The 23,460-nt window shown below is 62.7% G+C and carries 20 protein-coding genes; 4 read left to right on the forward strand and 16 right to left on the reverse strand.

Going from position 1 to position 23,460, the window contains the following annotated elements; all coding sequences use genetic code 11:
• Positions 1-64 precede the first annotated feature (64 nt).
• Entirely contained in the window at positions 65-1,879 is a 1,815-nt protein-coding gene (locus tag ACFQ6H_RS23655; protein ID WP_378648973.1) for a penicillin-binding transpeptidase domain-containing protein, read from the forward strand.
• A 4-nt stretch (positions 1,880-1,883) separates the two neighbouring features.
• Here the strand turns inward: ACFQ6H_RS23655 and ACFQ6H_RS23660 are convergent, their stop codons facing one another.
• Positions 1,884-2,693 carry a LuxR C-terminal-related transcriptional regulator gene (locus tag ACFQ6H_RS23660; protein ID WP_042450799.1) on the reverse strand — a complete coding sequence of 270 codons (810 nt, stop codon included), beginning with the start codon at positions 2,691-2,693 and terminating at the stop codon, positions 1,884-1,886.
• Positions 2,694-2,871: 178 nt separating this feature from the next.
• Between ACFQ6H_RS23660 and ACFQ6H_RS23665 the strand changes: the two genes are divergently transcribed.
• Positions 2,872-4,494 carry an AMP-binding protein gene (locus ACFQ6H_RS23665; RefSeq protein ID WP_378648940.1) on the forward strand — a complete coding sequence of 541 codons (1,623 nt, stop codon included), beginning with the start codon at positions 2,872-2,874 and terminating at the stop codon, positions 4,492-4,494.
• A 56-nt stretch (positions 4,495-4,550) separates the two neighbouring features.
• Here the strand turns inward: ACFQ6H_RS23665 and ACFQ6H_RS23670 are convergent, their stop codons facing one another.
• From ACFQ6H_RS23670 to ACFQ6H_RS23695, 6 genes are read right to left on the reverse strand one after another with little or no spacing between them, the layout of a single operon-like run.
• Positions 4,551-5,336: an ABC transporter permease gene (locus ACFQ6H_RS23670; protein WP_378648942.1), complete on the reverse strand. Its 786-nt coding sequence runs from the start codon at positions 5,334-5,336 to the stop codon at positions 4,551-4,553.
• On the reverse strand, positions 5,311-6,213 hold the full coding sequence (locus ACFQ6H_RS23675; RefSeq protein ID WP_378648944.1) for a 2-aminoethylphosphonate ABC transporter permease subunit: 903 nt from the start codon (positions 6,211-6,213) through the stop codon (positions 5,311-5,313). Before ACFQ6H_RS23675 ends, ACFQ6H_RS23670 begins: the two co-directional genes overlap by 26 nt.
• Positions 6,210-7,385 carry an ABC transporter ATP-binding protein gene (locus ACFQ6H_RS23680; RefSeq protein ID WP_378648946.1) on the reverse strand — a complete coding sequence of 392 codons (1,176 nt, stop codon included), beginning with the start codon at positions 7,383-7,385 and terminating at the stop codon, positions 6,210-6,212. The genes ACFQ6H_RS23675 and ACFQ6H_RS23680 overlap by 4 nt, the downstream gene beginning before the upstream one ends.
• Before the next feature lie 2 nt (positions 7,386-7,387).
• Positions 7,388-8,437, reverse strand: a complete 1,050-nt coding sequence (locus tag ACFQ6H_RS23685; RefSeq protein ID WP_378648948.1) for a 2-aminoethylphosphonate ABC transporter substrate-binding protein — start codon at positions 8,435-8,437, stop codon at positions 7,388-7,390.
• Between the two features lie 25 nt (positions 8,438-8,462).
• Positions 8,463-9,140, reverse strand: coding sequence for a phosphonatase-like hydrolase (locus ACFQ6H_RS23690; RefSeq protein WP_378648950.1), 678 nt, complete (start codon positions 9,138-9,140; stop codon positions 8,463-8,465).
• Positions 9,141-9,165: 25 nt separating this feature from the next.
• Positions 9,166-10,293: a TIGR03364 family FAD-dependent oxidoreductase gene (locus ACFQ6H_RS23695; protein WP_378648952.1), complete on the reverse strand. Its 1,128-nt coding sequence runs from the start codon at positions 10,291-10,293 to the stop codon at positions 9,166-9,168.
• A gap of 96 nt (positions 10,294-10,389) precedes the next feature.
• Between ACFQ6H_RS23695 and ACFQ6H_RS23700 the strand changes: the two genes are divergently transcribed.
• Positions 10,390-11,133, forward strand: a complete 744-nt coding sequence (locus tag ACFQ6H_RS23700; RefSeq protein ID WP_378449514.1) for a GntR family transcriptional regulator — start codon at positions 10,390-10,392, stop codon at positions 11,131-11,133.
• Positions 11,134-11,158: 25 nt separating this feature from the next.
• Here the strand turns inward: ACFQ6H_RS23700 and ACFQ6H_RS23705 are convergent, their stop codons facing one another.
• The 7 genes from ACFQ6H_RS23705 to ACFQ6H_RS23735 form a co-directional block, all read right to left on the reverse strand.
• Positions 11,159-12,286: an FAD-dependent oxidoreductase gene (locus ACFQ6H_RS23705; protein ID WP_378648954.1), complete on the reverse strand. Its 1,128-nt coding sequence runs from the start codon at positions 12,284-12,286 to the stop codon at positions 11,159-11,161.
• A 9-nt stretch (positions 12,287-12,295) separates the two neighbouring features.
• Positions 12,296-12,982 (reverse strand): TetR/AcrR family transcriptional regulator C-terminal domain-containing protein, encoded by a 687-nt coding sequence (locus tag ACFQ6H_RS23710; protein ID WP_378648955.1) that lies wholly within the window; start codon positions 12,980-12,982, stop codon positions 12,296-12,298.
• Between the two features lie 268 nt (positions 12,983-13,250).
• Positions 13,251-14,411, reverse strand: a complete 1,161-nt coding sequence (locus ACFQ6H_RS23715; RefSeq protein WP_378648957.1) for a serine hydrolase domain-containing protein — start codon at positions 14,409-14,411, stop codon at positions 13,251-13,253.
• Between the two features lie 138 nt (positions 14,412-14,549).
• Positions 14,550-15,455 carry a hypothetical protein gene (locus tag ACFQ6H_RS23720; RefSeq protein WP_378648958.1) on the reverse strand — a complete coding sequence of 302 codons (906 nt, stop codon included), beginning with the start codon at positions 15,453-15,455 and terminating at the stop codon, positions 14,550-14,552.
• 144 nt (positions 15,456-15,599) lie between these two features.
• Complete coding sequence (locus ACFQ6H_RS23725; RefSeq protein WP_378630990.1) at positions 15,600-16,958, reverse strand: L-serine ammonia-lyase; 1,359 nt, start codon at positions 16,956-16,958, stop codon at positions 15,600-15,602.
• Positions 16,955-18,169, reverse strand: coding sequence for an amidohydrolase (locus ACFQ6H_RS23730; protein ID WP_378648959.1), 1,215 nt, complete (start codon positions 18,167-18,169; stop codon positions 16,955-16,957). Before ACFQ6H_RS23730 ends, ACFQ6H_RS23725 begins: the two co-directional genes overlap by 4 nt.
• Positions 18,170-18,237: 68 nt before the next feature.
• Entirely contained in the window at positions 18,238-19,581 is a 1,344-nt protein-coding gene (locus tag ACFQ6H_RS23735; protein ID WP_378533685.1) for a DUF3100 domain-containing protein, read from the reverse strand.
• Between the two features lie 135 nt (positions 19,582-19,716).
• Between ACFQ6H_RS23735 and ACFQ6H_RS23740 the strand changes: the two genes are divergently transcribed.
• A complete protein-coding gene (locus ACFQ6H_RS23740; RefSeq protein WP_378630984.1) occupies positions 19,717-20,715 on the forward strand; it encodes an Lrp/AsnC ligand binding domain-containing protein in 999 nt (332 codons plus the stop codon).
• A 37-nt stretch (positions 20,716-20,752) separates the two neighbouring features.
• Here the strand turns inward: ACFQ6H_RS23740 and ACFQ6H_RS23745 are convergent, their stop codons facing one another.
• Both ACFQ6H_RS23745 and ACFQ6H_RS23750 read right to left on the reverse strand, forming a co-directional pair.
• Entirely contained in the window at positions 20,753-21,718 is a 966-nt protein-coding gene (locus ACFQ6H_RS23745; RefSeq protein WP_378630981.1) for an endonuclease/exonuclease/phosphatase family protein, read from the reverse strand.
• A gap of 47 nt (positions 21,719-21,765) precedes the next feature.
• A complete protein-coding gene (locus ACFQ6H_RS23750; RefSeq protein ID WP_378648963.1) occupies positions 21,766-23,460 on the reverse strand; it encodes a SulP family inorganic anion transporter in 1,695 nt (564 codons plus the stop codon).

A 23,460-nucleotide genomic window follows, 5' to 3' on the forward strand; every position in this document is an offset into this window, starting at 1 on the left:
CACGGTGGGTGCAATGGTCGCGCCTACCCTGACCGCGTCGGTTGCCGCCCTAGTATGGGGCTCGATGAACACTCGGCATTTCTCTCGTAGTCGCTCGGCCCAACTGTTGGCCTCCTGCACCGTGATTTTCTTGGCGGTGGGGATCAGTTCGTGTACTCCGAAACCCGCCGGCCCCGAGCCCGTCGCGCAGCAGTTCCTGAGTGCGTTCGGTGACAGAGACATCGACGAGGCAGCAAAATTTACGGACCGGCCTGATTCTGCCGGACCCGTGTTGAGCGATTCCTGGGATGCGCTTCAGGCCGAGTCGATGACCGCTGAGACCACGTCGGTGAAGATGAACGGAGACACCGCGACGGTCGGCTACACCTACGAGTGGCATCTCCCGAAGGACCGCGTCTGGACCTACGACGGCGAGCTGCAGATGGGTCGCAAGGACGGCGACTGGTCTGTCCGGTGGAGTTCGACGGACGTTCATCCCCGTCTCGGTGACAAACAGACGATGTCGTTGCGGGCAACCGCTGCGCCGAGGGCGAGGGTCAACGAGCATTCGGGCACGGACGTCCTCGTGCCGGGAATCGTCTACCGCGTGAAGTTCGATCGCTCGAAGAGCAACGACATCATCGGCTCCGCGAACAGTCTCGCAAGCGTTCTCGGGCGATTCGATTCGTCGCTGACGGGTCAGTCGATCGCGGAATCGTCGACGGCCGTCAAGGGCGACTATCTGGTGACCAGGTTGCGTAGTGACGACTACGACCAGGTTTCCGCGCAACTGGGAGCCATATCCGGGGTTTCGGTGTCGGACGAATCGGATCTGGTCTCGACCGACCCGGAGTTCGCACCTGACCTGCTCGGGCAGATCAAGAAGACGATCATCGACGAGGTCGACGGCAAGGCCGGCTGGAGTGTCGTCACGGTCAACCAGAACGGCGTCGACACCGACGTGTTGACCGAGACTGCGCCGCAACCGGTTCCGTCGTTCAGTATCAGTCTGGACCGCAACATCCAGATCGCTGCGCAACGCGCGGTGAACGTGAACAAGGATCAGGCGATGATGGTGGTCATCGAACCGTCGAGCGGTGCCATTTTGGCCGTTGCGCAGAACAAGGCAGCAGACCGCGACGGACCGGTCGCGACGATGGGTCAGTACCCGCCCGGTTCGACGTTCAAGATCATCACGGCTGGCGCGGCAATTTCGACGGGTCAGGCGACTCCCGACACGATGGTGCCATGCCCGGGCCGAATCGAGATCGGCGAGCGCAGCGTCCCCAACTACAACGAGTTCTCACTCGGCACGGTGCCGATGGCAACGGCCTTCGCCCGTTCGTGCAACACGTCCTTCGCCAAGCTGGCCAGCGAGATGCAACCAGACACGTTGACCACTGCCGCAGCGCAGTTCGGCATCGGCCAGGACTACAACGTGGTGGGATTGCCGATCGATTCCGGTTCGGTGCCGCCGGCGTCGGATCTGGTGCAGCGGACCGAGGACGGATTCGGTCAGGGCAAGGTCGTGGTCAGTCCGTTCGGAATGGCGATGGCGGCGGCGACGGTCGCGAACGGTTCGACACCGGTGCCGCAACTGATTTCAGGGCGCGAAACCACCATCGACGGTGAGCGCCCGGCGATCACACCGGCCATGGTCGACGGTCTGCGCGGAATGATGCGACTCGTCGTCACCAGTGGTACCGCCGAACGCGTCGAAGATCAGGGTGAGGTGTACGGCAAGACCGGTGAAGCCGAGGTCGACGGGGGATCGCACGCGTGGTTCGTCGGCTATCGCGGGAACCTGGCCTTCGCGACTCTGGTTGTGCGGGGCGGAAGTTCGGACAACGCCGTCGCAGTCACCCGCGACATGCTCACCGCCCTGCCGGAAGGTTACTGACCCGTCAGGGGAGCAGTCCCAACCTCCGGGCGGTCACCACGGCTTCGTGGCGTGAGCTGGCGTCCAGCTTTCCCATCGCGCTTCGCAGATAGCTCTTGACTGTTTCCGGGCGAAGGGAAAGCCGTTGGCCGGCTTCGATGTTGGTACAGCCGAGTGCGACCTGAGAGAGAACGTCCACTTCGCGTGGGGTGAGCGTGACGTCGGATTCGGCGTCGGCGGTCGGACGCAGCAAGTTGGCCAAACGCTGGGAGAGTCCGCGGAGTTTGGTCTGCAAGTCGGTGTCGGTGACGGTCTGGGCGACACTGCGTAGTTCGGCGTGGACTCCGCGGATCTCTTCCGAAGACATACCGTCGGCGGTGGTTGCTGCGGCGGCCTGCAGTAATTGCAGGCGACGATCGACTTCGTCGCGGATGGCGAACTCCATCCCGAGACGCCGGGATGCGCCGACCATGACGTCTGCTGTGCGGTCACCCAACGGAGCGGAATCACGGATCGCGGCGTAGAGCACAGCGCGCGATTTTCCCGAAACCATGACCGGAACGGCGATGATCGAATGCAGGCCCTCGCTGAGAACAGGACGGTCGAAGTGATGAGTGATGGACTGCGAATTGCCGTAATCGTTGACGGTGATCGGTGAACCCTGGGCTACGACGCGTCCGCCCATGCCCGAGCGCGGCGGGATGGCCAAGCCCTTGAGGTTGTTTGTGCGGGTGCCGACGAATTCGCTCAGGTGCAGGGTTCCGTCCTGGACCTCGCCTCCGAACAGCACAGGAACAACACCCTGAGCTGCAATGGTTCGGAGTTCACCTCGCATTGCGTCCCCGTCGCGGGGACGCAGAAGTGACGAAGCATGTCGATTCACGCAGGTACCCCTTTCTGGGGGTAGTGAAGTTCTCTTGTGAGCTAGATCATAGGGGGTGAACAGTACGTATGACGAGCCGCCAACGTAACCGGTCGGGCCAACCATACGACGATCGATAAGGAGCAAGTTGATGAGCACCGATCCCACCGCACGGGTGCGCGAGCTGCTGGACCAGTACGACACCCCGCATGCCAGCGCCGCAGAATTGCTCTGCGATCGGCATCCCGCGGATGGCGTTGCATTCACCGTCGTCGAGGCAGACCTTAGCTCGGTGGACCTCACTTACGGTCATCTACGTGAGCAGTCGGCGCGTTTCGCAGCAGCTCTGGCGGAGCTCGGAGTCGAGCCGGGAGACAACGTAGCGACTCTCATGGGCAAGTCTGCGGATCTCGTGGTCGCGCTCCTCGGAATCTGGCGCCGCGGCGCGGTCCACGTGCCGTTGTTCACGGCATTCGCCTCGCCCGCCATCGCATTCCGTTTGACGGCCAGCGGTGCGAAGGTCGTCATTTCCGACGCCAATCAGCTCGACAAGCTCGCGCCGGGTGAGGACATCCCCGCCGACGCGGCGTGGCAGGTCATCGTCGCCGGCGGCGCGGCCGGGGACGAATTGGACTTCGACGCCCTCCTCGCAGCTCAGGATGCAGAAGACCCGAAGGGCGCTGCTCAGGCCGTCGGCGGAAATGCGCCGATGGTGCAGTTGTTCACCAGCGGCACCACGGGAACACCCAAGGGCGTGCCGGTACCGGTGCGTGCGCTCGCGTCGTTCCACGCCTACCAGGAGTTCGGCCTCGACGTCCGTGAGGACGACGTGTTCTGGAACGCCGCGGACCCGGGCTGGGCGTACGGGTTGTACTACGCGTTGCTCGGCCCACTTGCCGCCGGAACGCGAAGCATTCTGCTGCACGCCGGATTCTCCGCGCCCCTGACGTGGCAGATCATCGAGAAGTTCGGTGTCACCAATTTTGCGGCCGCTCCGACCGTGTACCGCAGTCTGCGTGCCGACAAGGCGCCGGTTCCGGAAGGGCTTTCGCTGCGCCGCGCGTCCTCGGCCGGTGAGCCCTTGACTCCGGACGTTGTTGCGTGGTCGAAGAACTCGTTGGGCGTCGAGGTCCGTGATCACTATGGCCAGACCGAGCACGGCATGTTCATCGTCAATGCATGGGCCGACGGGCTGCGTGAGGACGTGCGCCCCGGATCGATGGGTCGTCCGTTGCCGGGTTGGTCTGCTGCTGTGCTGGAAGACAATTCGGATGACATCGCACAGGCTCGCACTCAGGGCCGCGTGGCGATCGATACCCATAACAGCCCGTTGATGTGGTTCACCGGATACGTCGATGCTCCGGAGAAGACGAAGCAGCGATTCAGCGAAGACGGCCGCTGGTACATCACCGGTGATGCCGGAATGACGGACGAGGACGGATTCTTCTTCTTCTCCTCGCGAGATGACGACGTCATCATCATGGCCGGCTACCGCATCGGACCCTTCGACGTCGAGAGCGTGCTTGTCATGCACGAGCACGTCATCGAGGCCGCCGTCGTGGGCATGCCCGACGAGTTGCGCGGTGAGGTCCTCGAGGCGTTTGTCGTTCTCCGCGAAGGCGTCGACGGCGACGACGAACTCGAGAAGGAACTGCAGACGTTGGTGAAGAAGAAGTTCGCGGCGCACGCGTACCCGCGCACCGTGCACTTTGTTCCGAACCTGCCCAAGACCCCGAGCGGCAAGGTTCAGCGGTACATCTTGCGGAAGGGCTAAACCCCTGCTGTGCGCCTTTGTTAACCGCGGGCGGTTAATAAAGGCGCACAGCAAGGTCAGCGCCGACGGATTCTGCCGACCACCATGAGGGCGACCAGGGTAACTGCAAGCAGCAGTGTCGTATTTGCTGCGGCAAGAAATACCTGGCCGCGGTCGGTGAGTCCGAAGATACTGACCGGCAAGGTCTTCCATGTCGCCGGGTAGACCATGACCGTTGCGCCCAGCTCACCCATCGACAGTGCGATGGAAAGCCCGGCGGCCGCACCCAATGCTGGGAGCAGCAGCGGTAGCGTCACCCGCGTCAGCACCCGCACTGGGCCGGCGCCGAGTGATTCGGCAGCTTGACGGTAGGCGGGATCGAGCCGTTCGAGCGCGGCCGATACGGAACTGAAGGCAAAGGCAAGCACCAAAACCGTGTGAGCGAGAATCACGATCCACTTGGTACCGCCGAGCAGAAGTGGGCGCTCGTTGAAAGTGATGAGCAGACCCAAGCCGATCGCGACCGACGGAACCGCAATCGGTAAATGGAATACGGCATCGGTGATGCGCCGCAGCCACATCGGTGCCTCACGAGAGGCCAGCGCGGCCCACGTTCCGACGATCAGTGCCAATACTCCCGAGATGAACGCAGTCTGCAAGCTGACGGTCAGACTGGCGAAGTTCTCGTCGGACAGCGCCGTGGAGAAGTTCTTGCCGCCGAGATTCGACGGGAGTGGCCCCGTCCACGATCCGGCCAGCGCAGCCGCGACGACGGTGGCGATGGGTGCGACGAAAACGACCGCGACGACGAGGGCGAAGAATCCGAGAACGAAAGCCCTAGAGCTTCGTGTCCACAGCAGCACGGCTGCCTCCCATTAATCTGTTGAAGGTGAATCGGTAGAGGCAGTACAAGCCGAGTGAGAGTGCGACCTGGACGGTCGCGATCACTGCCGCGCCTGGCAAGTCGAAGGTGACGATGCCACGGGTGTAGATGAGGACCGGCAGAGTTACGACGTCTTTGGCTCCGGTGAAGAGCACGATGCCGAATTCATTCAGCGTCATCAGAAGCACGAGCGATCCACCGGCCAGGAGTGCGGGCCACGCTTCCGGCATCACCACCTGTCGCAGAACTCGTACGGGTGACGCTCCGAGGCTGGCTGCGACGTCGAGTTGTTCACGCGGAATCTGGGTGAATGCCGCAAGAAGTGGACGCACGACAAAGGGCGTGAAGAAGGTGATTTCGGCCGCGATCACACCGAAGGGAGTGTTGAGGAAATTCAGGGGCCCATTCGCGTCGCCGGTGACGCGGACGATCAAGGCGTTGACGGCGCCGGCCGTGCCGTACAGGAACGTGAACGCCAACGTGATCAGGAAAGACGGCAGCGCGAGCACCGTGTCGATCAATCGCCCCACCACCTTTGATCCGGCGAACGGAACGAAGGCCAGCACCAAGGCGAGGAAAGTGCCGAGGACCAGGCAACCCAGGGTCGACGCCACGGCGATGTGGATGGTCCGCCAGAGCGCGGTTCGGAACAGTTCCGATCCGAGCACCGAAGACCACGTGGACAGACCGATGCCGTCTGCGGTGCTCAGCGATTCCGTGAGGACCCGCGCGGTGGGATACACCGCGAACACGAGCACCAGAAGCAGTGGCGGTAGCGCCCACCCGATCCGGCGCCACGGAATCGGGTCTTTGTGTTGGGGCATAGCGGTTTCGGGGCGTTCCAAGGTTGTGGTCATGGCCGGCGATCCGCCGGAACCAGAACGCTGCCGTCCGTGGGCAAGATGACGCCGACCTCGGTGTCGACCGGTCGTTCGTCGTGGCCTGCAACATCCGCGTCGACGCGGACGTCGTCGAGGCCACGGACAGCCAGTGTCAGACGCGTCGTTGAACCACGCCAGACGCTCGAGACGATGCGTGCCGGGAATGATCCTCGTGCGCCGACGCCGGTCACCACTACCGCGTGCGGACGAACACACAGGTAGGCATCCATGTCGGACTCCCACTCGATGCGCCCGATCTCGGGTTGAGGGGCGTGAGCAGTGAACGGAGCGCCACCGATCGAGACCAACGCGGAGGTACCGATGACGCGAGTGACCGTGCAGGGCAACAGGTTGGCGCCGCCGAGAAAGGCCGCCGTGAAGCTGGACGGCGGACGCTTCCACAAGGCCTCCGCGGTGTCGATGTCCGCGAGTCTGGCATTGCGCATCACTGCGATTCGGTCCGCGAGCGCCAGGGCTTCACTCTGATCGTGTGTCACGTAGAGCATGGCTGTGTCAGGCAGTGCGGCGCGCAGTCTCGCCAGTTCGCCGAGCATGCTCTCGCGAAGTTGAGCATCCAGGGCGGCCAGCGGTTCGTCGAGGAGGAGTACTCCGGGACGAATAGCCAACGCGCGAGCGATGGCAATCCGCTGCTGTTGACCGCCGGAAAGCTCACGCGGCAGACGCTTTCCGTACGCCGACATCCCGACCATGTCGAGGGCTTCGGCCACGCGTGGGCCGATCTCCGACCGCGGCACACGGTGGGCTCGGAGTCCGAAGGCCACGTTCTCGGAGACCCTCATGTGTGGGAAGAGCGCGTACGACTGAACGACGACGCCGATTCCTCGTTGTGAGGGAGGGAGAGTGGTGATGTCTCGGGTGCCGAGCTTGACCGAACCGGACGTGGGGCGGACAAATCCCGCGAGGGCCTTCAGAGCGGTCGACTTGCCGGATCCACTGGGCCCCAGCAGTGCCACAGTTTCACCCGGCGCGACTCGTAGATTGAAATCGACGAGGGCGTGGGTTGCGGTCTTTCCGCGGCCGTAGGCGACGTTGACGCGATCGAAGGTGATGGCCGGAGCCGAATGTTCGATCGCTCCGTGGACACCGACGGTCTCGGGGAGCGTCCGCCCCAGTCTGGTTCTTGCCATGATCAGCTCCCGGTGGCTTTCTGGTAGGCGGCGATGTCGGCGTCGAGCGAGCTGAGGACGTCGTTCCAGTTCGGGGTCCACACGTTGACGCCCTGCAGAACTCCGGAAGGCGTGTTCTTGTCGGTGGATTCACCGGTAGCGCTTCGGACGTCCTCGCGGACCGATATGCCGAGTGCATCGGTGGCGACGGTCTTCTGGGATTCCTCGGAGAGCAGGAATTCCATGAGCTTCTTGGCTTGTTCGCTGCTCGGAGCGCTCTTGGCGAGCCCCATCACGTAGGGCAGTGCAATGGTGGTGCGAGTGCCGTCGGCTCCGGAAGGGAAGAAGATGTCGAACTTCGATCCGTCGTCCGCGATCGAAGCGAGGTTCATCTGGACGTCACCGTTGGCGACCAGCAGCTCTCCGTTGCTGACCTTGGGCTGGAGCTTTCCGGTCGAGGACGAGGGTCCGACGTTGTTTGCCTGGAGCTTTCCGAGGTAGTCGAGTGCTCCTTCCTTACCCATCAGGTGCTGGAGCAGCAAGAGCACCGCGGTGCCGTCGCCGGCCTGGCCGGGCGTGGAGTACTGCAACTTGCCCTTGAACTGATCTGTGAGTAGGTCGTCCCAAGATTGTGGGGCGGGTGATGCAGTCGGATTGGCAATGAACGAGAGGTAGTTCTCGACGACGGGTACGTACTTGCCTGCGTCGTCCTTCTCGTCGGCCGGAACGGCGGAGGTGTCGATTCCGCTGGGCTCGAGCAGACCTTGCGCGTCGGCCTTCTGAATGAACGGCGGCAGGGTGATGATGACGTCGGCCTGTGGGTTGGACTGCTCCTTGTCGACGCGGGAGACGACCTCGCCGGAACCGGCTTCCACCAGGTTGACAGCGATGCCGGTCTGCGCGGTGAAGGCGTCGAATCTGCCCTTGTACCAACCGGACAGGCCGTCGGCGCTGTAGACGGTGACGGTTTCGGTATCTGATCCGGCGGCAGTGCCGGTTCCACCGCAGGCTGTGGTGAACGAAAGGACGGACACGGCGAGAGCGGCCGCAGCGATGCTCGGGCGTAGACGCATGACGATTCCTTTTTCGGAGGTGAGATCAGGGGTGGGTGAGGAGTTCGGCGAACTCCGTCACGGACGGGACGATGTGGGTGGCACCGGCGCCGCGCAGTTGTTGCTCGTCGTGAGCGCCGGTCAGAGTTCCGGCGACGATGGTTGCGCCGGAGCGAATGCCGCTGAGCACGTCGTTGGACGTGTCGCCGAGTACGGCGATCTGGTGGACGTCGTCGATCGAGAGTTTGAGCAGCGCAGTCAGAATCAAGTCAGGGAACGGGCGACCGCGACCGGCTTCGGCGGGGGAGAGGGTGAGATCGGCCAGGGTTTCCCAGCCGAGCGCGACGAGGAGTTTGTCCTGCGTCGATCGGCTGAACCCGGTGGTCAAGGCAACTTTGATGCCGGCCTCGCGGAGTGTGGTTATCGCCTTCTCCGCGCCGGGGATCGGCTCGGCGAGCCCCTGGTCGATGAGGGAGTCGTACGTGGTTTCGAAGGCTGCGTTCGCGGCCTGGGCGCGGTCTTCGTCACCGAAGATCGCGCGGAACACGACGATCTTCGACTGGCCCATCGTGTCGAGGACGTACTGGCGAGCGGCATCGGCTTCCGGGCCTTCGTCGGGCAGTCCGCCGGCTTCAGCGGCGGCAGCGAAGGCGCGAAGAACCAGTCCGTCGTCGGCGACGGTGGTGCCGGCCATATCGAGAACGGCAAGGGTGATGGGAGACATGAGAAGTCTTTCTTGTCAGAAGGATTCAGAGACCGAGCTGGTCGGCGGTTTGTTCTGCCAGTGCCGGGCCGAGCGTCATACCGCGGCCACCGGGGCCGGCAACCACCCAGACGTTGTCGGCGGCCTGTGCGCGGTGAACCAGTTGTGAGGGGTCGAGGCACTGGCTGTAGACGCCCGCCCATCGCTTGACGATGGGCGGAAGATCGCGTCCCAGAAGGGTTTCCACCACTGTGGACAGATGGCGATAGGGCGCCTCGTCGACGTCGAAGTCGAACGGCTCCTCGTACTCGTGGGTGTCGCCGATGGTCAGCCCGCCGTGCAAGCGCTGCACGCACAGGAGCTGCATGCGGTGCGCCTCGGCAGTCGGTTCCTGCGGCTGCACGGTGCGAAGGTGATCGAGGGCCGATCCGGCGAAACCGGGGTAGTAGCGGAAGCTGTCGCCGTCTGCGATTGCGGTGGTGAGCTTTTCGCCGAGTGGGGCCGTCTGCATCATCTGTAGGCGCACACGGCGCAGGGGGAGATCTCCGGCGAGATCGCGAGCCAATCCGCCGAGTGTTGCTCCGGGGCAGACGATCACGAGATCGGCGTCGAAGTTGCGGCCGTGGTCGTCGCGGATGTGTACGCCGGTGCTGTTCGTCGTGATCTCACGAGCTTCTGTTCCGGCGTGGAAGGTGTAACGGCCGCTGGCATCGAGATGCGACCGGATGGCGGGGAGCGCTTGCCGTGATTCGACTGCAGCGTCGAGGCTGCAGTGCAGTCCGCCCAAGAACTTCCCTCGGAGTGCTGGGTTGACGGCACGAACGGCGTCGGGATCCAGGAGCGCGAACCCTCTGTTGTGAGCGTCCGGCCGAGAGAACGCTTCCTGCGCGACCGCGACTTCCTCCTCGGTGCGCATGAGGGTGATCGAACCCGCCGGTCGGTATCCGACGCCGGGGACACGGGCGGAAAGGTCTGCCCACAACTCGCGCGAGCGTAGCGCGGCTTCGAGTTCGTTGGGAGCTCGCCCGGATACCCAGACGAGTCCGAAGTTCCGTACCGTGGCACCGCGGGCTTCCGGCTCGCGTTCGAGATGAACAACCTCATGTCCCCGGCGGATTGCCTCGTCGGCGTGCGCCGTTCCGAGGATTCCTCCGCCCACAATCAAAATTCGCATGTAGAGATAGTGACGTTTGGTCTAGACCAATAGGGGGAATCGAGACGAACTCCAGGTTAACAATTGGTATAGACCGAATTCTTGTACGCTTGCGCCATGAATCAGCAGACGTCCACCGGGCCGGGGACCTCGAGCGTCGTGATCGAGCCGGAGCTGAAGTACTACCGCGTCCGCACCGAGATCGAGACCATTCTCAGTGGGCTCGCGGAAGGTGATGCCGTCCCGTCGGAGCGGGAACTGGCATCGCGGTTCACCGTCGCTCGTGAGACGGTCCGTCAAGCGCTTCGCGATCTGCTCGTCGAAGGACGGATCGAGCGGCGTGGGCGGGGAACCGTCGTTGCGAGTCCGAAATTGGTGCAGCCCCTTTCGCTTCGTTCCTACACCGAGGGCGCGCTGAGCGCTGGGCGAGTGCCCAGTCGTGAAGTCGTGACCTTCGAACGAATGTCGGCCGACGACGGTCTCGCCACTGAGTTGGGTATCGAGGTGGGCGACACCGTCGTTCATCTCGAGCGTGTCCTCTTCGCCGACGGCGAGAAGATCGGACTCGAATCAACGTTCTTGCCGGACAGCAGGTTCGGTGAGATGATCGACGCCTTCGATGCGACGACATCGCTGTACGCTGCCATCCGCTCCATCGGCGTGGTCTTCGCCTCCGCTACCGAACGAATCGAGACGGTACTTGCCTCGCCGCGTGAGGCGACGCTCGTCGAGTCCACGACCTCTATGCCGATGCTTCTGCTGCACCGGACGTCCGTCGACCCGGAGGGCGTGCCGATCGAGCGGGTGCGCTCGCTCTACCGCGGCGACCGTATTGCCTTCTTGACGACTCTGCGCGAGTAGTCGCGGTGGAGGGGTGGGATTTGGATTACCCGTGTGCGTTGAACATGTCCAGGAGCCCTTGGGGTGCGTTCTCGCCGAAGCACATGTCCAGACCATCAGCCGACTGTTGTGCCGATGCGGCGCTGCGCGGGAAGAGTCGCTCTTCGTAGGCAGCGAGTCCTTTCTCCGTGTCGCTGTGTGACGTGATCGCTTGACCGAGTTCGGCGCCGTCGAGCATTGCCAGGTTCGCGCCTTCTCCGGCAAACGGCGACATGACGTGGGCCGCGTCCCCGAGCAGTGTGACGCCTGGAGCGCGACTCCAGCTGTGTCCGATGGGAAGAGCATGGATGGGACGAGGGGTCAACGAGCTGTCCGCTTCGACGATCATCGACCGGAACGACTCGTCCCAGTCCGAGAAGTGTTCCAGCAGAATCTTCTTCGCAATGTGGTCGTCGGAGAAATCGACGCTCGAAGCCCAACTCTCGGGAACTCGGAGGGCAGCGTAGATGTGCAGACTGTTGTCCGTCTCACGATGGGCAAGGAAGCCCTTGTCGGCACTGAGCGCGAACATCATTCCGCCGCCGACTGTTTCGGCGGATTCCGCGTGCTGGTTGTCAGCGTCGTGGAGGTCGAACTCCACGAAGGATATTCCGGTGTATGCAGGGGTGGCGTGTGAAACCAGTGGACGGATTTTCGACCACGCACCATCGGCGCCGACCAGAAGATCGGTGGTGACGTGGGAGCCGTCCGCGAGATGAACTTCGTGTCGACCGTCCGGCAGTGCATGCGCGCCGCGCACTTTGGCTCCCCAATGGACGGTGTCTTTCGGCAGCGATCCGAGTAGTAGGTCGCGCAGTTGCCCGCGGTCGACTTCGGGGCGGTCGCCGTCTCCCTTGTCCTCCTCGCTCAGGTGCACGACGGCATTTCGATCGAGAACGCGCATCTGTTCACCGCCTTGATGAACGAGTGCGCGGAACTCGTCGTACAGACCGGCGGCACGAAGCGCGATCTGGCCTGAGTCCTCGTGGATGTCGAGCATCCCGCCTTGAGTTCTGGCCGTCGGTCCGGATTCGAGATCGAATACCGCCGAATTGATTCCGTGCTGATGGAGGACTCGGGCGAGCGTGAGCCCACCGAGGCCGGCGCCGATGATTGCGATGGGGTAGTGGTTCATGGTGGGTTCCTAAGAAGTGAGTGGGGTGTTCTCGATGCCCGTGATGAGCGTTCGGAATCCCCAGGAGAGGCGTGCGGTGGGTTCACCGGCCAGTAGGGCTGTGGAATGGCTCGCGACGAGGGGGTGCATCTGCGGGTCTGCGTGCTCGATTGCGTCGGTCAAGGCGTTCCACCGGGCGTCCGTGTCCGAGACGTTGTTCGGCGCCGAGTGCTCGGCAGCAGTGGACGTCGCGTACTGAAGTAGGAGGTCCACGCCCCAGGCGGCTTGAGCCGAGGGAACCGTGCCCTCGTCGAGCAATGCCAACAGGCGTTCGAGCAGGCGTACGTAGTGAACTCCGCTTGGTCGCGAAACAAGAGCCGACTGGGCAAGGCCGGGATGATCGAACAATACGGCCGTGTAGGACGTCAACACCCGTTCGAGGCGCGCTTGCCAAGTGCCGGAAGTATTTTCGGCGAGGTCGACGACTCCGAGCAGCTCATCCAGAACCGCGGCGTGCAATTCGGCTGTGTTTCGCACGTACACGTACAGCGACGCGGGTCCGGTGTCGAGTTCCAGGGCGAGTCGACGCATTGTCAACTTCTGCAGCCCCTCCGAGCGCAAGATATCCACCGCCGCACTGACGATGCCTTCACGTGTCAGTGCGGGTTTGGCCGGGCGATTGCGTCGGCTCGACGGACTTGCTGGGTGAGTGGGCATGGCACCAGCGTACACGAACATGTTCGTAACGAACATGTTCGTTGAATCACGCGATGGGCTACATACCCGTTCCACCGAAAAGCATCGCGATCGTCAGCAGGATGCCACCCACAATCCCCACGAGCGCGCTGTCGCTGTCGAGAAGCCAGTCGTTCAACGATCCCATGAGTGCCTCTTTCGGGTTTCGATCTGTCGACGGTCGAGCCTATCGACAGATCGAAACCCGAGATGTCACTTTCGTCCGAATTGTCGATCGGACCCGAGGTGATCAGCCGTAGACGTTGCCCGGGCTGATCAACTTGGTGATGGGCACCATCAAAGCGCTGGTCAGGTCGGTCTCTCCGTCGATGTCGGTGTTGATGAAGACGACCAGGGTGGTGTCCTTCTCGGGCAAGTAGACCGAGACTGTCTTATAACCGGGCAGGCTTCCGTTGTGACCGATCCAGCCGCCGCTGTTGAACAAACCGAGTCCGTACCCGGAACTGTCGTCCCCTTCGCTCAAGTTCACGGTTTGCAGGCGCTGCTTCTGAGTGTTGTCGGTGAGGAGATCGCCCTTGGCCAAGGCCGGAACCCAGATGCGCATGTCGTCCAACGACGAGATCATCGCACCCGCGGCGCCGCCCCACGACGGATTCCAATCCGTTGCCGCGGTCACGGATTCGTCGAGCGTTTGGTTGGTGTACCCCTGTGCGTGTGGGTTCGGGAACGCGTTGGTGGTGGGAAAGCTGGTGTGCTCCATCCCGAGTGGTGTCGCGATCTTGGTGTCGATGACTTCCGACAGTTTTGAGCCGGAGACCTTTTCGATCACCATTCCCAGCAGAATAGTGTTGGTGTTCGAGTAGTCGACGGTGGTCCCTGGTCGAACCTGAAGTGGGAGATCCTTGACGTACCCCACGAGCTCTTCAGGTGTGAAAGCTCGGCGAGGATCCGAAAGATATTCCATGACAAACTGTTCGGACGTCGTGTAGTCCACAAGGCCGCTGCGCATCCCCGCCAGCTGGCGCAAGCTGATCGCATCACCTTCCGTGACGCCATCGACGTACTTGGAGATCGGATCATCGAGACCGATCTTGCCCTCGTCGACCAACTGCAGCAGGGCAGTCACAGTAAATGTCTTGGTGACGCTGCCGATCCGGTGATAGAAGTCGGTTTCCATCGGTGCTCTGGTTGCCGTATCCGAGACTCCTGCAACCTTGACATAGTTGCCGTCGGGTCCCCAAATGCCCACCATCGCACCGGGAATCCCGGTCGAATTCACCGCTGCGTCAATGATCGAATCGAGCTGGTCGGTGACGGCAGAGTCCATGACCTTCTCGGATGTGGCTGTCGGATTGTCTGTGGATTTGTCCGTGCTGCAGCTGATTACAGCCCCGGCAACCATGGCGCTGCACAGGCCGACGAGCATGATGCGTCTTGCTCCGATTTTCATGAGTCGAACTCTGCCTGCCCGACGAGGCGTGCACATCGACCCCCGGTACGGCTGCCGCAGTCCCCAGGTACCTCCTCAACCGGTACCGGGGGACTACGGAACCCCTGCCTGAACCCCTCCCTGAACCCTTGACTTGGGTCAGAGCCCGCCGTCGAAGAAGGCCGCCAGGGCCGGTGCCGGGTCGGCCGCGGTGCCCGTATTTGCTACGCCGACAACGATCAATCCCAGCGTGAACAGTGCAATGAGAAGACCTATCGACCCCAACCCGAGCCTCGCTCGCCTGTCGGATCGCGCCGTTCTGGCGAAGCGCACCCACACGACTACAGCCACGGTCAGTGAAAGTACTGCCGCGATCAGCGCGATCACCGCCATGGCCACGTGATACCGCGCGAAGTCGCTGATCATCAGTTCGAGGACAGGGCTTTGCTGGTTGCCGGTGCCCGTCGACTGAGCGAGCTGTTGGCGGACCTGCCCGACAGTTTCGCCAAGTGCCCCATCCGCCTGGGCCACGGGCAACATCGAGATCAACGAAGAGAAGGGTGCAACGACACCTTGGACATTGGCCATCACGAGCACCGAAGAAAACATCGCGAGGAGCGTGACCAGCCCTCCCGCCGAGACGAATGCGAGTTTCTTTCCAGCCGTCAGAGGGCCGGCGTTCACGAACGACGCCTTGAGCATGCGGCCGAGTGCGAGCAGAACCGTCAGCAGGATTACCGCGATCACTGCCTTGGCCACGTGGTACCGCATCCAGTAATCGACAGCGGACTCCAAGCTGGGAGAGAAGGCTTGGACGCCGGAACTCCAGTACTCGACGAACGCGGCACGGACCGTCTCGACGAGTTCCCCCTGGTTTGCATACCCATCGCCCGGCCTACTGGTCAGCATGCCCGGGCCGAAAACGAAGGCAGCGGAGACAACGGCGACCAACGCGATCAGCGCGGCGATCTTGCGACCGGAGGACTGCGCTGAGCGCGACGGCCCCGCAGTGTTGTGCAGTGGAGAATTGTGCAGGGGGATTCCTCCAGCGTGATGAGCGATCATCCGGTCACCGTCCACAAAGTCATGTCCTCGAGTGTAGAAATCGGTGCACCGGAGTTCATCGGACGCGGGGATGATGTTTTTCGCGATGGCCTCCGCCCTCGGTCGGATGCAGCGAAGGGAAGTCTTCGATCACGCGTGACTCTGCTAGCACTCGACCACGTTGACGGCGAGCCCGCCCTCACTGGTTTCCTTGTAGCGCACGGACATGTCGTTTCCGGTTTGTCGCATGGTTTCGATGACGGTATCGAGGCTCACCACGTGCGTTCCGTCGCCCAGGTATGCGAGTTGAGCCGCGGTGACCGCAGTCGAGGCAGCGACGGCATTTCGTTCGATGCACGGGATCTGGACCAGACCACCGACCGGATCGCAGGTCAGGCCCAGATGGTGTTCCATGGCAATCTCAGCGGCATTCTCGATTTGTCGTGGCGATCCGCCCATGACGGCGCACAGACCGGCCGCCGCCATCGCACAGGCGGCTCCGACCTCACCCTGACACCCGGCCTCCGCCCCGGAGATCGAGGCATTCGCCTTGATGATCGATCCGATTGCGGCCGCAGTGAGGAGAAATGTCCGAACGTCGTGAACGCCGGCGCCGGTCGCGCGTATGTGGTGGTAGAGCACCGCAGGCACGATGCCTGCCGCACCGTTGGTTGGGGCCGTGACAACGCGGCCACCTGCTGCATTTTCTTCGTTGACCGCCATGGCGTAGACGGTCAGCCACTCGCGTGAGGAGGGTGCGCAGTTGCGTTGTTCCAGTTGGCTCTTCGCTGATTGTGCTCGTCGGCGAACTCCGAGTTTTCCGGGCAGCACACCGACGGTATGCATGCCGCGCTCGATGCAGGCGCGCATCGCGGACCAGATTGCGTCGATCCCGGCGAGCGCTCGGTTCTGGCCGTGCATCGCGATTTCGTCTGCCAACGCCAGGTCGGCGATAGTTCCGGAGCCACATTCCGCCAGTAGCTCTTTCGCGGTGCGGTAGTGGGAGTCGATCGGGTGCGTGGGTTCTGGTGTCTGCGCTCCCGTGCGCACTACGAACCCGCCACCGATCGACAGATATGTACTCGTGTAGACGATTTCGTGACCTTCGAATGCCGTCAGGGTCATCGAGTTCGGGTGCCCGTGCCGGCGAACGAGCGGTTCGAACACCATGTCGTCACGAGTGAAAACGACGTGTCCGAGTGAGCCACCGGCGAGCATCACCGATCCACCGTCCGACAGTTCGGCAAATGGGCCGTGCACGTCGGCGGGCTCGCACGTTTCAGGATCCAACCCACGAAGTCCCGCGATCACGGCGTCGGGAGTGCAGTGGCCAATACCCGTGGCCGCGAGAGAGCCGTGCAGATTGCAGCGAATTCGGTCGACCGGATCGGTCAATCGGGCAGATTCGAGTTCGCCGACAAAAGCGTGGGCGGCTCGCATCGGACCGACTGTGTGTGAACTGGACGGTCCGATGCCGATGGAGAAGAATTCGAGAGCGGAAACGTAGACGCCATTGGTGCTCATTCGGCACTCGTGACGGTGGTCGCTCCTGACTCGCGCTGGGCCGCAATCGTCAGTAGATCGGAGCGAGAGTCTCCGGTAGCGGCTCGGATCACCGTGCGCGCCATTGCAATTGCTCCGTGTAGAACAGCTTCGTCACCCGCTGAGGAGCGGGCATCAGCGGCAAATTCGATCGTGTGAGGAACTCCGGTGACACCGCGCAACGCGATCATCGGGTGGATCGAGGGAACCGCCTTCGAAACGTTGCCCATGTCGGTCGAACCACCGGTCAGGGGAGTTCGGGCGGCCGCGATGCGGCCCAGGTTCGCGATCTCCTCGTCCCAGATAGTTGCCAACACCGGATGTTGAACCAGTTCCTCGTAGCGAGGTTCGGCGCGTTCGGTTGACCAGGCGCAGTCGCTGGCCACCGCGCCGCCCTCGAAGCAGGCGAGCATTCGACGTTTGGCGTCCAACAGCACCTCGAGATCTGCGGCCCGAACTTCCGCTCGGACCAGAGTCGAGGCCGGGATGATGTTGGTGGCTTCTCCGCCGTGTTCGACGTAGGCGTTGAGTCTGACGTCGGAAGGGAGCTGTTGACGGAGGAGTCCGATGGCAACCAGTGCGATCGTGGCGGCGTCACCTGCGTTGATGCCCTTGTGTGGTGCGGCGGCCGCGTGTGCGGCCCGTCCGGAGTAGGTCACGTCGAAACGATCGACTGCTTGCGTTCCGGTGACAGTGCAACTGACGTCCTCACCTGCAGCGCCGTGGACCATGATCGACATTGCCGCGCCCTCCCACGCGCCGCGTTCGAGGAGCAAGACTTTCCCACCGCCGTGTTCTTCGGCCGGCGTACCGAGGAGGACAACAGTCAGCCCGTAGTCCTCCGCGACCTCACCGAGCGCGATGGCTGCGCCCAGTCCGGCGGCGGCGATGACATTGTGTCCACATGCATGACCGATGTCGGGGAGGGCGTCGTACTCGGCGCAGACGACGACGCGGAAAGGGCCGGAGCCCCGAACCGCTTCGAATGCCGTCTCGAGGCCGTAGGCGGCGCGAGTAACCGTGAAGCCGGCTTCCTGCGCGGCGTCGGCCAAGAGGGCCGATGCACGATGCTCTTCGAATGCCAACTCCGGGTGAGCATGGATGGTGTGGCTGACGTCGATGAGGCGTGATGCCCACTTCTCGATCGTGCTCGAAACCGAGTCTGTGGGGGTGAGGGTGTCAGTGATGGACATGGATATTGCTTCCTTTCAACGTCTTTGGTTCCCAGTATCTTTGGATCGCGGTGTCTGTGGTTGCAGTTCTAGTGCCAGAGGCCGAGCGCGAACTCCGCGACGACCACAGAAAGTAGGTACGAGGCGAGGATCGCGACGATTCCGACGGGGACGATCTTCCAGCCGATCGTCTTGAGCAAAGGGAGGTCCTTGCCGAGGCTGAGACCTGCGACAGTCAAGGTGAGGGTGCAGATCGAGAGAAAGTCGACAGTACCGACGGTGCTCGAGACGAAATCACCGATGGGGGACCATGGCGTGGTTGCCAACGCGCCGATGGTGATGATTGCGATCATCGCCGCGATCTTTCCGCGTGTCAGGCGGGCGACGCTAACGCCCAGGAGCAACAAGCCGGTGAGGATCAGGTATCCGACGATGATCGAGCGAGACATCCCACCCGCCGCGATCGAGGAGACGATGACTCCTCCGACGAACAGAATCGGAATGACAGTTGCCAACGGCACGGTGACGCTCGGCGCAACTGCTCGGGGAGCAGTCCGGGCTTTCTGTTCGGTGGTCACCTTCGAGCGCTTGGTGAGTGCGCCGTAGATTCGATCAGCAAGGGGGAGTGCGACATACATGCCGACATACACGCCCAGGAGACCGGTGATGATGTTGGATGTGGCCGCCACGGCGAGTACCTGATCGGCCATCTCGGGGTGCGCCGAGACGACGCTCGCGGCAGCGGCGGCCATCATCGAGCCGGATCCGACTCCAGCGCCCATCGCCAACGCGAGGGGGTCGAAGATGTTGAAAGAGGTAGCCAGCGATGCAATCAGGCTGATCAGCACGGCACCGAAGAGCGTGCCGAAAACGTACATCGACAGGACGCCACGGTACTGGTCGGAATCGGGGCCGTATCGTTCGCTGACCATCGCGAAGGAGCCCTCACGGTCGATGGAGAACGTCGCTCCGACGGTGGCCGGTCCCATTCGAAGGAGTACAGCCAGTGGGAGTGCGAGCGCGATCGTGCCGAACAAATGTCCCAATTCCTGTAGCAGGAGTGCGGGGCCGGCGTCGAACAACAGTTGGATGTTCGGGCCGATGGTGAAAGACAGTCTTGCGCAGAGCAAGAGAACCGCAAGACCCATGATTGCCGACGCTGCGGCCTGAAGGTCGAGGCCTAGGGGTTTCCACTTCTGGCTCGAGACGACACCGCCGGCGATCAGTCCCCACACCATGGGCAAGATGGTGATAGCGGCAGCGCCGACGGGAATCACTGCGGGGCCGATCAGTTGGGCGCCTGCCGCAAGAGCGAGGAGCAGAATCACCACGATCCACAGCCGTGGCGATCTCATGCCGAAAATGACCTTCTGCGTCGTGGCTGGGGCGCGAACCGGAGAATCGTCATGCGAGACGGGAAATGCTTCGGTCATGTCGGTGTCTTTCTCGAGGGGCGAACGAACGCAAGACGTGAGCGTTCTCGAGGTTCAGGATTTGGTGGAATATTGATGTCATGAAGTTAGGATCAACGCGTTTCGATCCTGTTTCGGTGCAGGATTTTTCTGAAAGTGAGGTCCCCGGTGCAGGATCAGATGCTCAAGGACGAAGATCTTCGACTGTTGAACGCATTGCAGATCCGGCCGCGAGCGTCGTGGTCCGAGCTTTCGCGCGCCATTGGTTCCGATCCGGTCACGCTGACCAGGCGTTGGGAGCGCCTTCACTCGCAAGGGATTGCCTGGATCGCTGCCTACCGTGGGGCCTCCATCGTGTCGGCGACCGCACTTCTCGAGATCGAATGCGCTCCGGCGCAGACCCTGCGCGTTGCCGAACAGATCGCACACGATCCCGAAGTACTCACAGTCGATCTCACAACTGGCAATCGGGATCTGTTCGTCACCCTCACGTGTACTGACCTCGACCAATTGTCCCGGTACGTCTTGGAGCGAACACAATCGCTGCCGATGATCACCGCGATGCGAACACAGATCGTGTCCTCGGCGAACTCCGACGCCCGAAACTGGCGTTTACGTGCTCTCGACGCGGACGAAGTTGCCGCGCTCGAGTCGACCCCGCCGTCGAAGATTCGCGGTGTTCGTGCCAGCGAAGAAGAACAGTCGCAGCTGTTCGAGATCCTTTCTCGTGAACCACGAATTACAATCTCTGCCCTCGCCGCAGTGCTCGGAGTGACAGCGGCTCGCGCCGGGGCGCTCTTGTCGCACGAGCTGTCGACTGGGCGGCTGGTCGTCCGCACGGAGATTGCGCGGCCATACTCCGGCTGGCCGGTCTATGCCTGGTACTTCTTACGTCTCGACGCGCGAAAGGAGGCAATTGCCCAGCGCCTTGCGCACCTGCGAGAAGCGAGGCTTGTTGCTTCGACTATCGGCAGCTACGACATCGCACTGGCAGTGTGGCTTCGCTCGATCGACGACGTGCAGCGATTGGAAGGTTATCTCGCCGAACAGTTCCCGGGCGTATCCGTGGTAGATCGATCGATAGTCCTGCGCACGCCGCATCACCTCCATCGGACGATAGATGTGTCGGGTCGGAGCATGCCCAGGCACGGGTGAGTTGCACCGTATTCGTGCGTGGCGGGATGCTCCCTGCCTACTCGGGGATGGTCACGTCGACGATCAAGCCGTGGTGATCGGAACCTTCGATCTGGATTCGCTCGAGCGACTTCGCCTGTGCGCCGCGCAGAACTACGTGGTCGATGCCGACTATCGCAGGGAACCGCTTGTCAGCGGGGTAGGTGGGAACGATGCCGACGCCCAATTGGTCTGCGGCGTCGGAGTAGCCGACGTCGAGGAGGTCTCGGAATTGTTTGTGCATGAAGGTCGTATTGAAATCACCGCTGACGATGACGGTGTCCTCGGCGGCAGCGGCGTCGAGCGCGTTCCGGAGAGTGCTCAGCTCGGCAGTCCACACGTCGGGCGGGGTCACGTACGCCGGTCCGGGGTGCACCGCCAGAAGCGTGAACGGGGTGGAGAAACCCACTGTTGCAACCAGATTCGTGGGTCCGAAGCCGTTCAGCTCTCGCGTATCCGTCAGCGGGAAGCGGCTGTAAATCCCTGCTCCACCGCCGCCGGCGTTGTCCGGCATCAAGAAGCGGTACGGCAATAGTTGTTCGAGGCCCTGATCTCGCAGGGATCCTTCGAGTGATTCGGTCAGTTCCTGAACTGTCAGGACGTCGACTGCCTTCTCGCGCACCGTCGCGGTCAAACTGGCAGGGTCTGCTTGTCCGAACAGAAGATTCGCCTGCATCACCCGCAGGGACGGCCCGTCGATTTCGGAACCGTTCGCGACGTACAACGGGCTGATCACCGAAGCGCCGATCGCTATGAGCGCAACCGAGATCGCCAGGAGGATCCAGCGCCGAAAGGCCAGGCAGATCAAAGATGCGACGAGCGTGACTGCAAGCAGAATCGGGACGAAAGAGGCCGCGGCGATCAACGGGTTGATCGGTTTGGAGGAGTACAACGCGATCAGCGCGACAACGCCGACGGCAATGCCGCCCACACCGGCGACCTGAGCGATACGGCGTGCCGGAACATTGTCCGTCGTGAATCCCATACCGAACGGTACCCAAAACGACCGATGCTCCCAACTTCGTCGCGCAGTCAGTCGCTGTTCCTGGCGCGGAATGCACTCACCGCGGCCTCGAGAGTCGGGAAGAAATGCGTCGAATCGAACCGATCCCCGACGCCGAATCGGATGAGTCGATCCTTGATCGGACCTTTCATCTCCGCGAACGCCAATCGAATTCCTTTGCCTTCGAGGAATGTATCCAGATCGACGAGTTCGTCGACGGCCGTGGTATCGAGTCCGGTGATCGGTTCGGCGGCAATCACCACCCATTCGACGGGGTCCGGCGCTTTGGCGACGACGGAGCGAACGTACTCGTCGAAGATCTCGCCGTTCGCGAAGAAGAGTGGAGCGTCGAACCTCACCAACACCAACCCGGGGATGCGATGCCCATCTGGATGGCGTTCGAAGTCGTGGAAGCCGGCCAGGTCACCGGTTTCGACGAGTTCGGTTCTGTGCGGTTGCCACACCTGCGCGATGACTGCCGCGAAGGACAGTCCGATCGCAACCAGGATGCCTTGAAGCACGCCGACCAGCGCGACCCCCAGGAATGCCGCGACAGCGAGGCCGAATTCGACAGTGCTCATCCGCCACATTCGAACCATTCCGCCTACGTCGATCAGCGCACACGCCGCGACGATGACGACGGCGGCCAATGTCGCGTCTGGCAGATAGGCCGTGAGTCCGGGAGCGACGAGCACGAACACCAGTACGGCGAGCGCCCCGACGACGCCGGCCAATTGCGTATGCGCCCCGCTCTGTTCGGCTACCGGAGTTCGTGACCCGCTCGCCGAGATGGGGAATCCGCCGAAGAGACCGCCGGCCACGTTCGCGACACCGATTGCCTTCATCTCGGTACTGCCGTTCACGTCCTCGCCGTGTCGTGCGGCGAAGGTGCGCGAGAGAACGCCGGTGTCGGCAAAGGCAATCAATGCGATACCGGCCGCCGGCCCGATCAGATGGCCGACGTCCTGCCAGGTGACTCCGCCGACAGAGGGGAGGGGAAGTCCTTCCGGCAGTGCTCCCACCATGCCGATGTCATCGGTGAGACCGGCGACGGCGGACAAGACTATTGCCGCGACAACGGCCACCAGCACGCCGGGCACAACAGGTACCCAGAGTCGGAAGGCGACGATGACAACGAGTGAGCCGACACCGATGGCCGCAGCGAGTGGGTCGACATCGCCACCGATCAGGGCCTTCCCGATTTCACCGATTTCACCGAGGAGGCCCGATGCGTCGACCGAGAATCCGAGCAGCTTGGGAATCTGACCTACCACGACAACGACTGCGATGGCGTTGAGGTAACCGAGGCGGATCGGTTTCGAGAGGAGTTCGGTCACGAAGCCCAGACGAAGGAATCCGCCGATCACGAGGATGAGTCCGACAAGAATGGCGAGAACCCCGGCGAGTGCAAGCGCGTTCTCCGAATCGCCGACCACAGCCAGCGGTATGACCGCGGCGGCGATCAGCGGTGCCAGCGACGAATCAGGTCCGAGTACAAGAATTTTCGACGGTCCGACCAGCGCGTACGCGAGCAGCGGCACAATGGTGGCGTACAGCCCGGCGTACGCGGGCAGTCCGGCGGCTTCGGCGTAGCCCATACCTGCCGGGATCAGCAATGCCGTCAAGACGAGTCCGGCAGTGATGTCTGTTCGCAGCCATTCGCGGCGATACCCGCGGGCAGTCGCGATGCCCGGTAGCCGACCTAGATTCTCCGCCCACATCAT

Origin of the sequence: Rhodococcus sp. NPDC056506, from assembly GCF_042794945.1 — a bacterium.
In the GTDB taxonomy this organism is placed as follows: domain Bacteria; phylum Actinomycetota; class Actinomycetes; order Mycobacteriales; family Mycobacteriaceae; genus Rhodococcus_F.

Excerpts from the sequence above, each read along its gene's own strand:
- ACFQ6H_RS23655 (WP_378648973.1), top strand. The coding sequence starts at position 65 with ATGAACACTCGGCATTTCTCTCGTAGTCGCTCGGCCCAACTGTTGGCC.
- ACFQ6H_RS23660 (WP_042450799.1), bottom strand. The coding sequence starts at position 2,693 with ATGCGAGGTGAACTCCGAACCATTGCAGCTCAGGGTGTTGTTCCTGTG.
- ACFQ6H_RS23665 (WP_378648940.1), top strand. The coding sequence starts at position 2,872 with ATGAGCACCGATCCCACCGCACGGGTGCGCGAGCTGCTGGACCAGTAC.
- ACFQ6H_RS23675 (WP_378648944.1), bottom strand. The coding sequence starts at position 6,213 with ATGACCACAACCTTGGAACGCCCCGAAACCGCTATGCCCCAACACAAA.
- ACFQ6H_RS23680 (WP_378648946.1), bottom strand. The coding sequence starts at position 7,385 with ATGGCAAGAACCAGACTGGGGCGGACGCTCCCCGAGACCGTCGGTGTC.
- ACFQ6H_RS23685 (WP_378648948.1), bottom strand. The coding sequence starts at position 8,437 with ATGCGTCTACGCCCGAGCATCGCTGCGGCCGCTCTCGCCGTGTCCGTC.
- ACFQ6H_RS23690 (WP_378648950.1), bottom strand. The coding sequence starts at position 9,140 with ATGTCTCCCATCACCCTTGCCGTTCTCGATATGGCCGGCACCACCGTC.
- ACFQ6H_RS23695 (WP_378648952.1), bottom strand. The coding sequence starts at position 10,293 with ATGCGAATTTTGATTGTGGGCGGAGGAATCCTCGGAACGGCGCACGCC.
- ACFQ6H_RS23700 (WP_378449514.1), top strand. The coding sequence starts at position 10,390 with ATGAATCAGCAGACGTCCACCGGGCCGGGGACCTCGAGCGTCGTGATC.
- ACFQ6H_RS23705 (WP_378648954.1), bottom strand. The coding sequence starts at position 12,286 with ATGAACCACTACCCCATCGCAATCATCGGCGCCGGCCTCGGTGGGCTC.
- ACFQ6H_RS23710 (WP_378648955.1), bottom strand. The coding sequence starts at position 12,982 with ATGCCCACTCACCCAGCAAGTCCGTCGAGCCGACGCAATCGCCCGGCC.
- ACFQ6H_RS23715 (WP_378648957.1), bottom strand. The coding sequence starts at position 14,411 with ATGAAAATCGGAGCAAGACGCATCATGCTCGTCGGCCTGTGCAGCGCC.
- ACFQ6H_RS23720 (WP_378648958.1), bottom strand. The coding sequence starts at position 15,455 with ATGATCGCTCATCACGCTGGAGGAATCCCCCTGCACAATTCTCCACTG.
- ACFQ6H_RS23725 (WP_378630990.1), bottom strand. The coding sequence starts at position 16,958 with ATGAGCACCAATGGCGTCTACGTTTCCGCTCTCGAATTCTTCTCCATC.
- ACFQ6H_RS23730 (WP_378648959.1), bottom strand. The coding sequence starts at position 18,169 with ATGTCCATCACTGACACCCTCACCCCCACAGACTCGGTTTCGAGCACG.
- ACFQ6H_RS23735 (WP_378533685.1), bottom strand. The coding sequence starts at position 19,581 with ATGACCGAAGCATTTCCCGTCTCGCATGACGATTCTCCGGTTCGCGCC.
- ACFQ6H_RS23745 (WP_378630981.1), bottom strand. The coding sequence starts at position 21,718 with ATGGGATTCACGACGGACAATGTTCCGGCACGCCGTATCGCTCAGGTC.
- ACFQ6H_RS23750 (WP_378648963.1), bottom strand. The coding sequence starts at position 23,460 with ATGATGTGGGCGGAGAATCTAGGTCGGCTACCGGGCATCGCGACTGCC.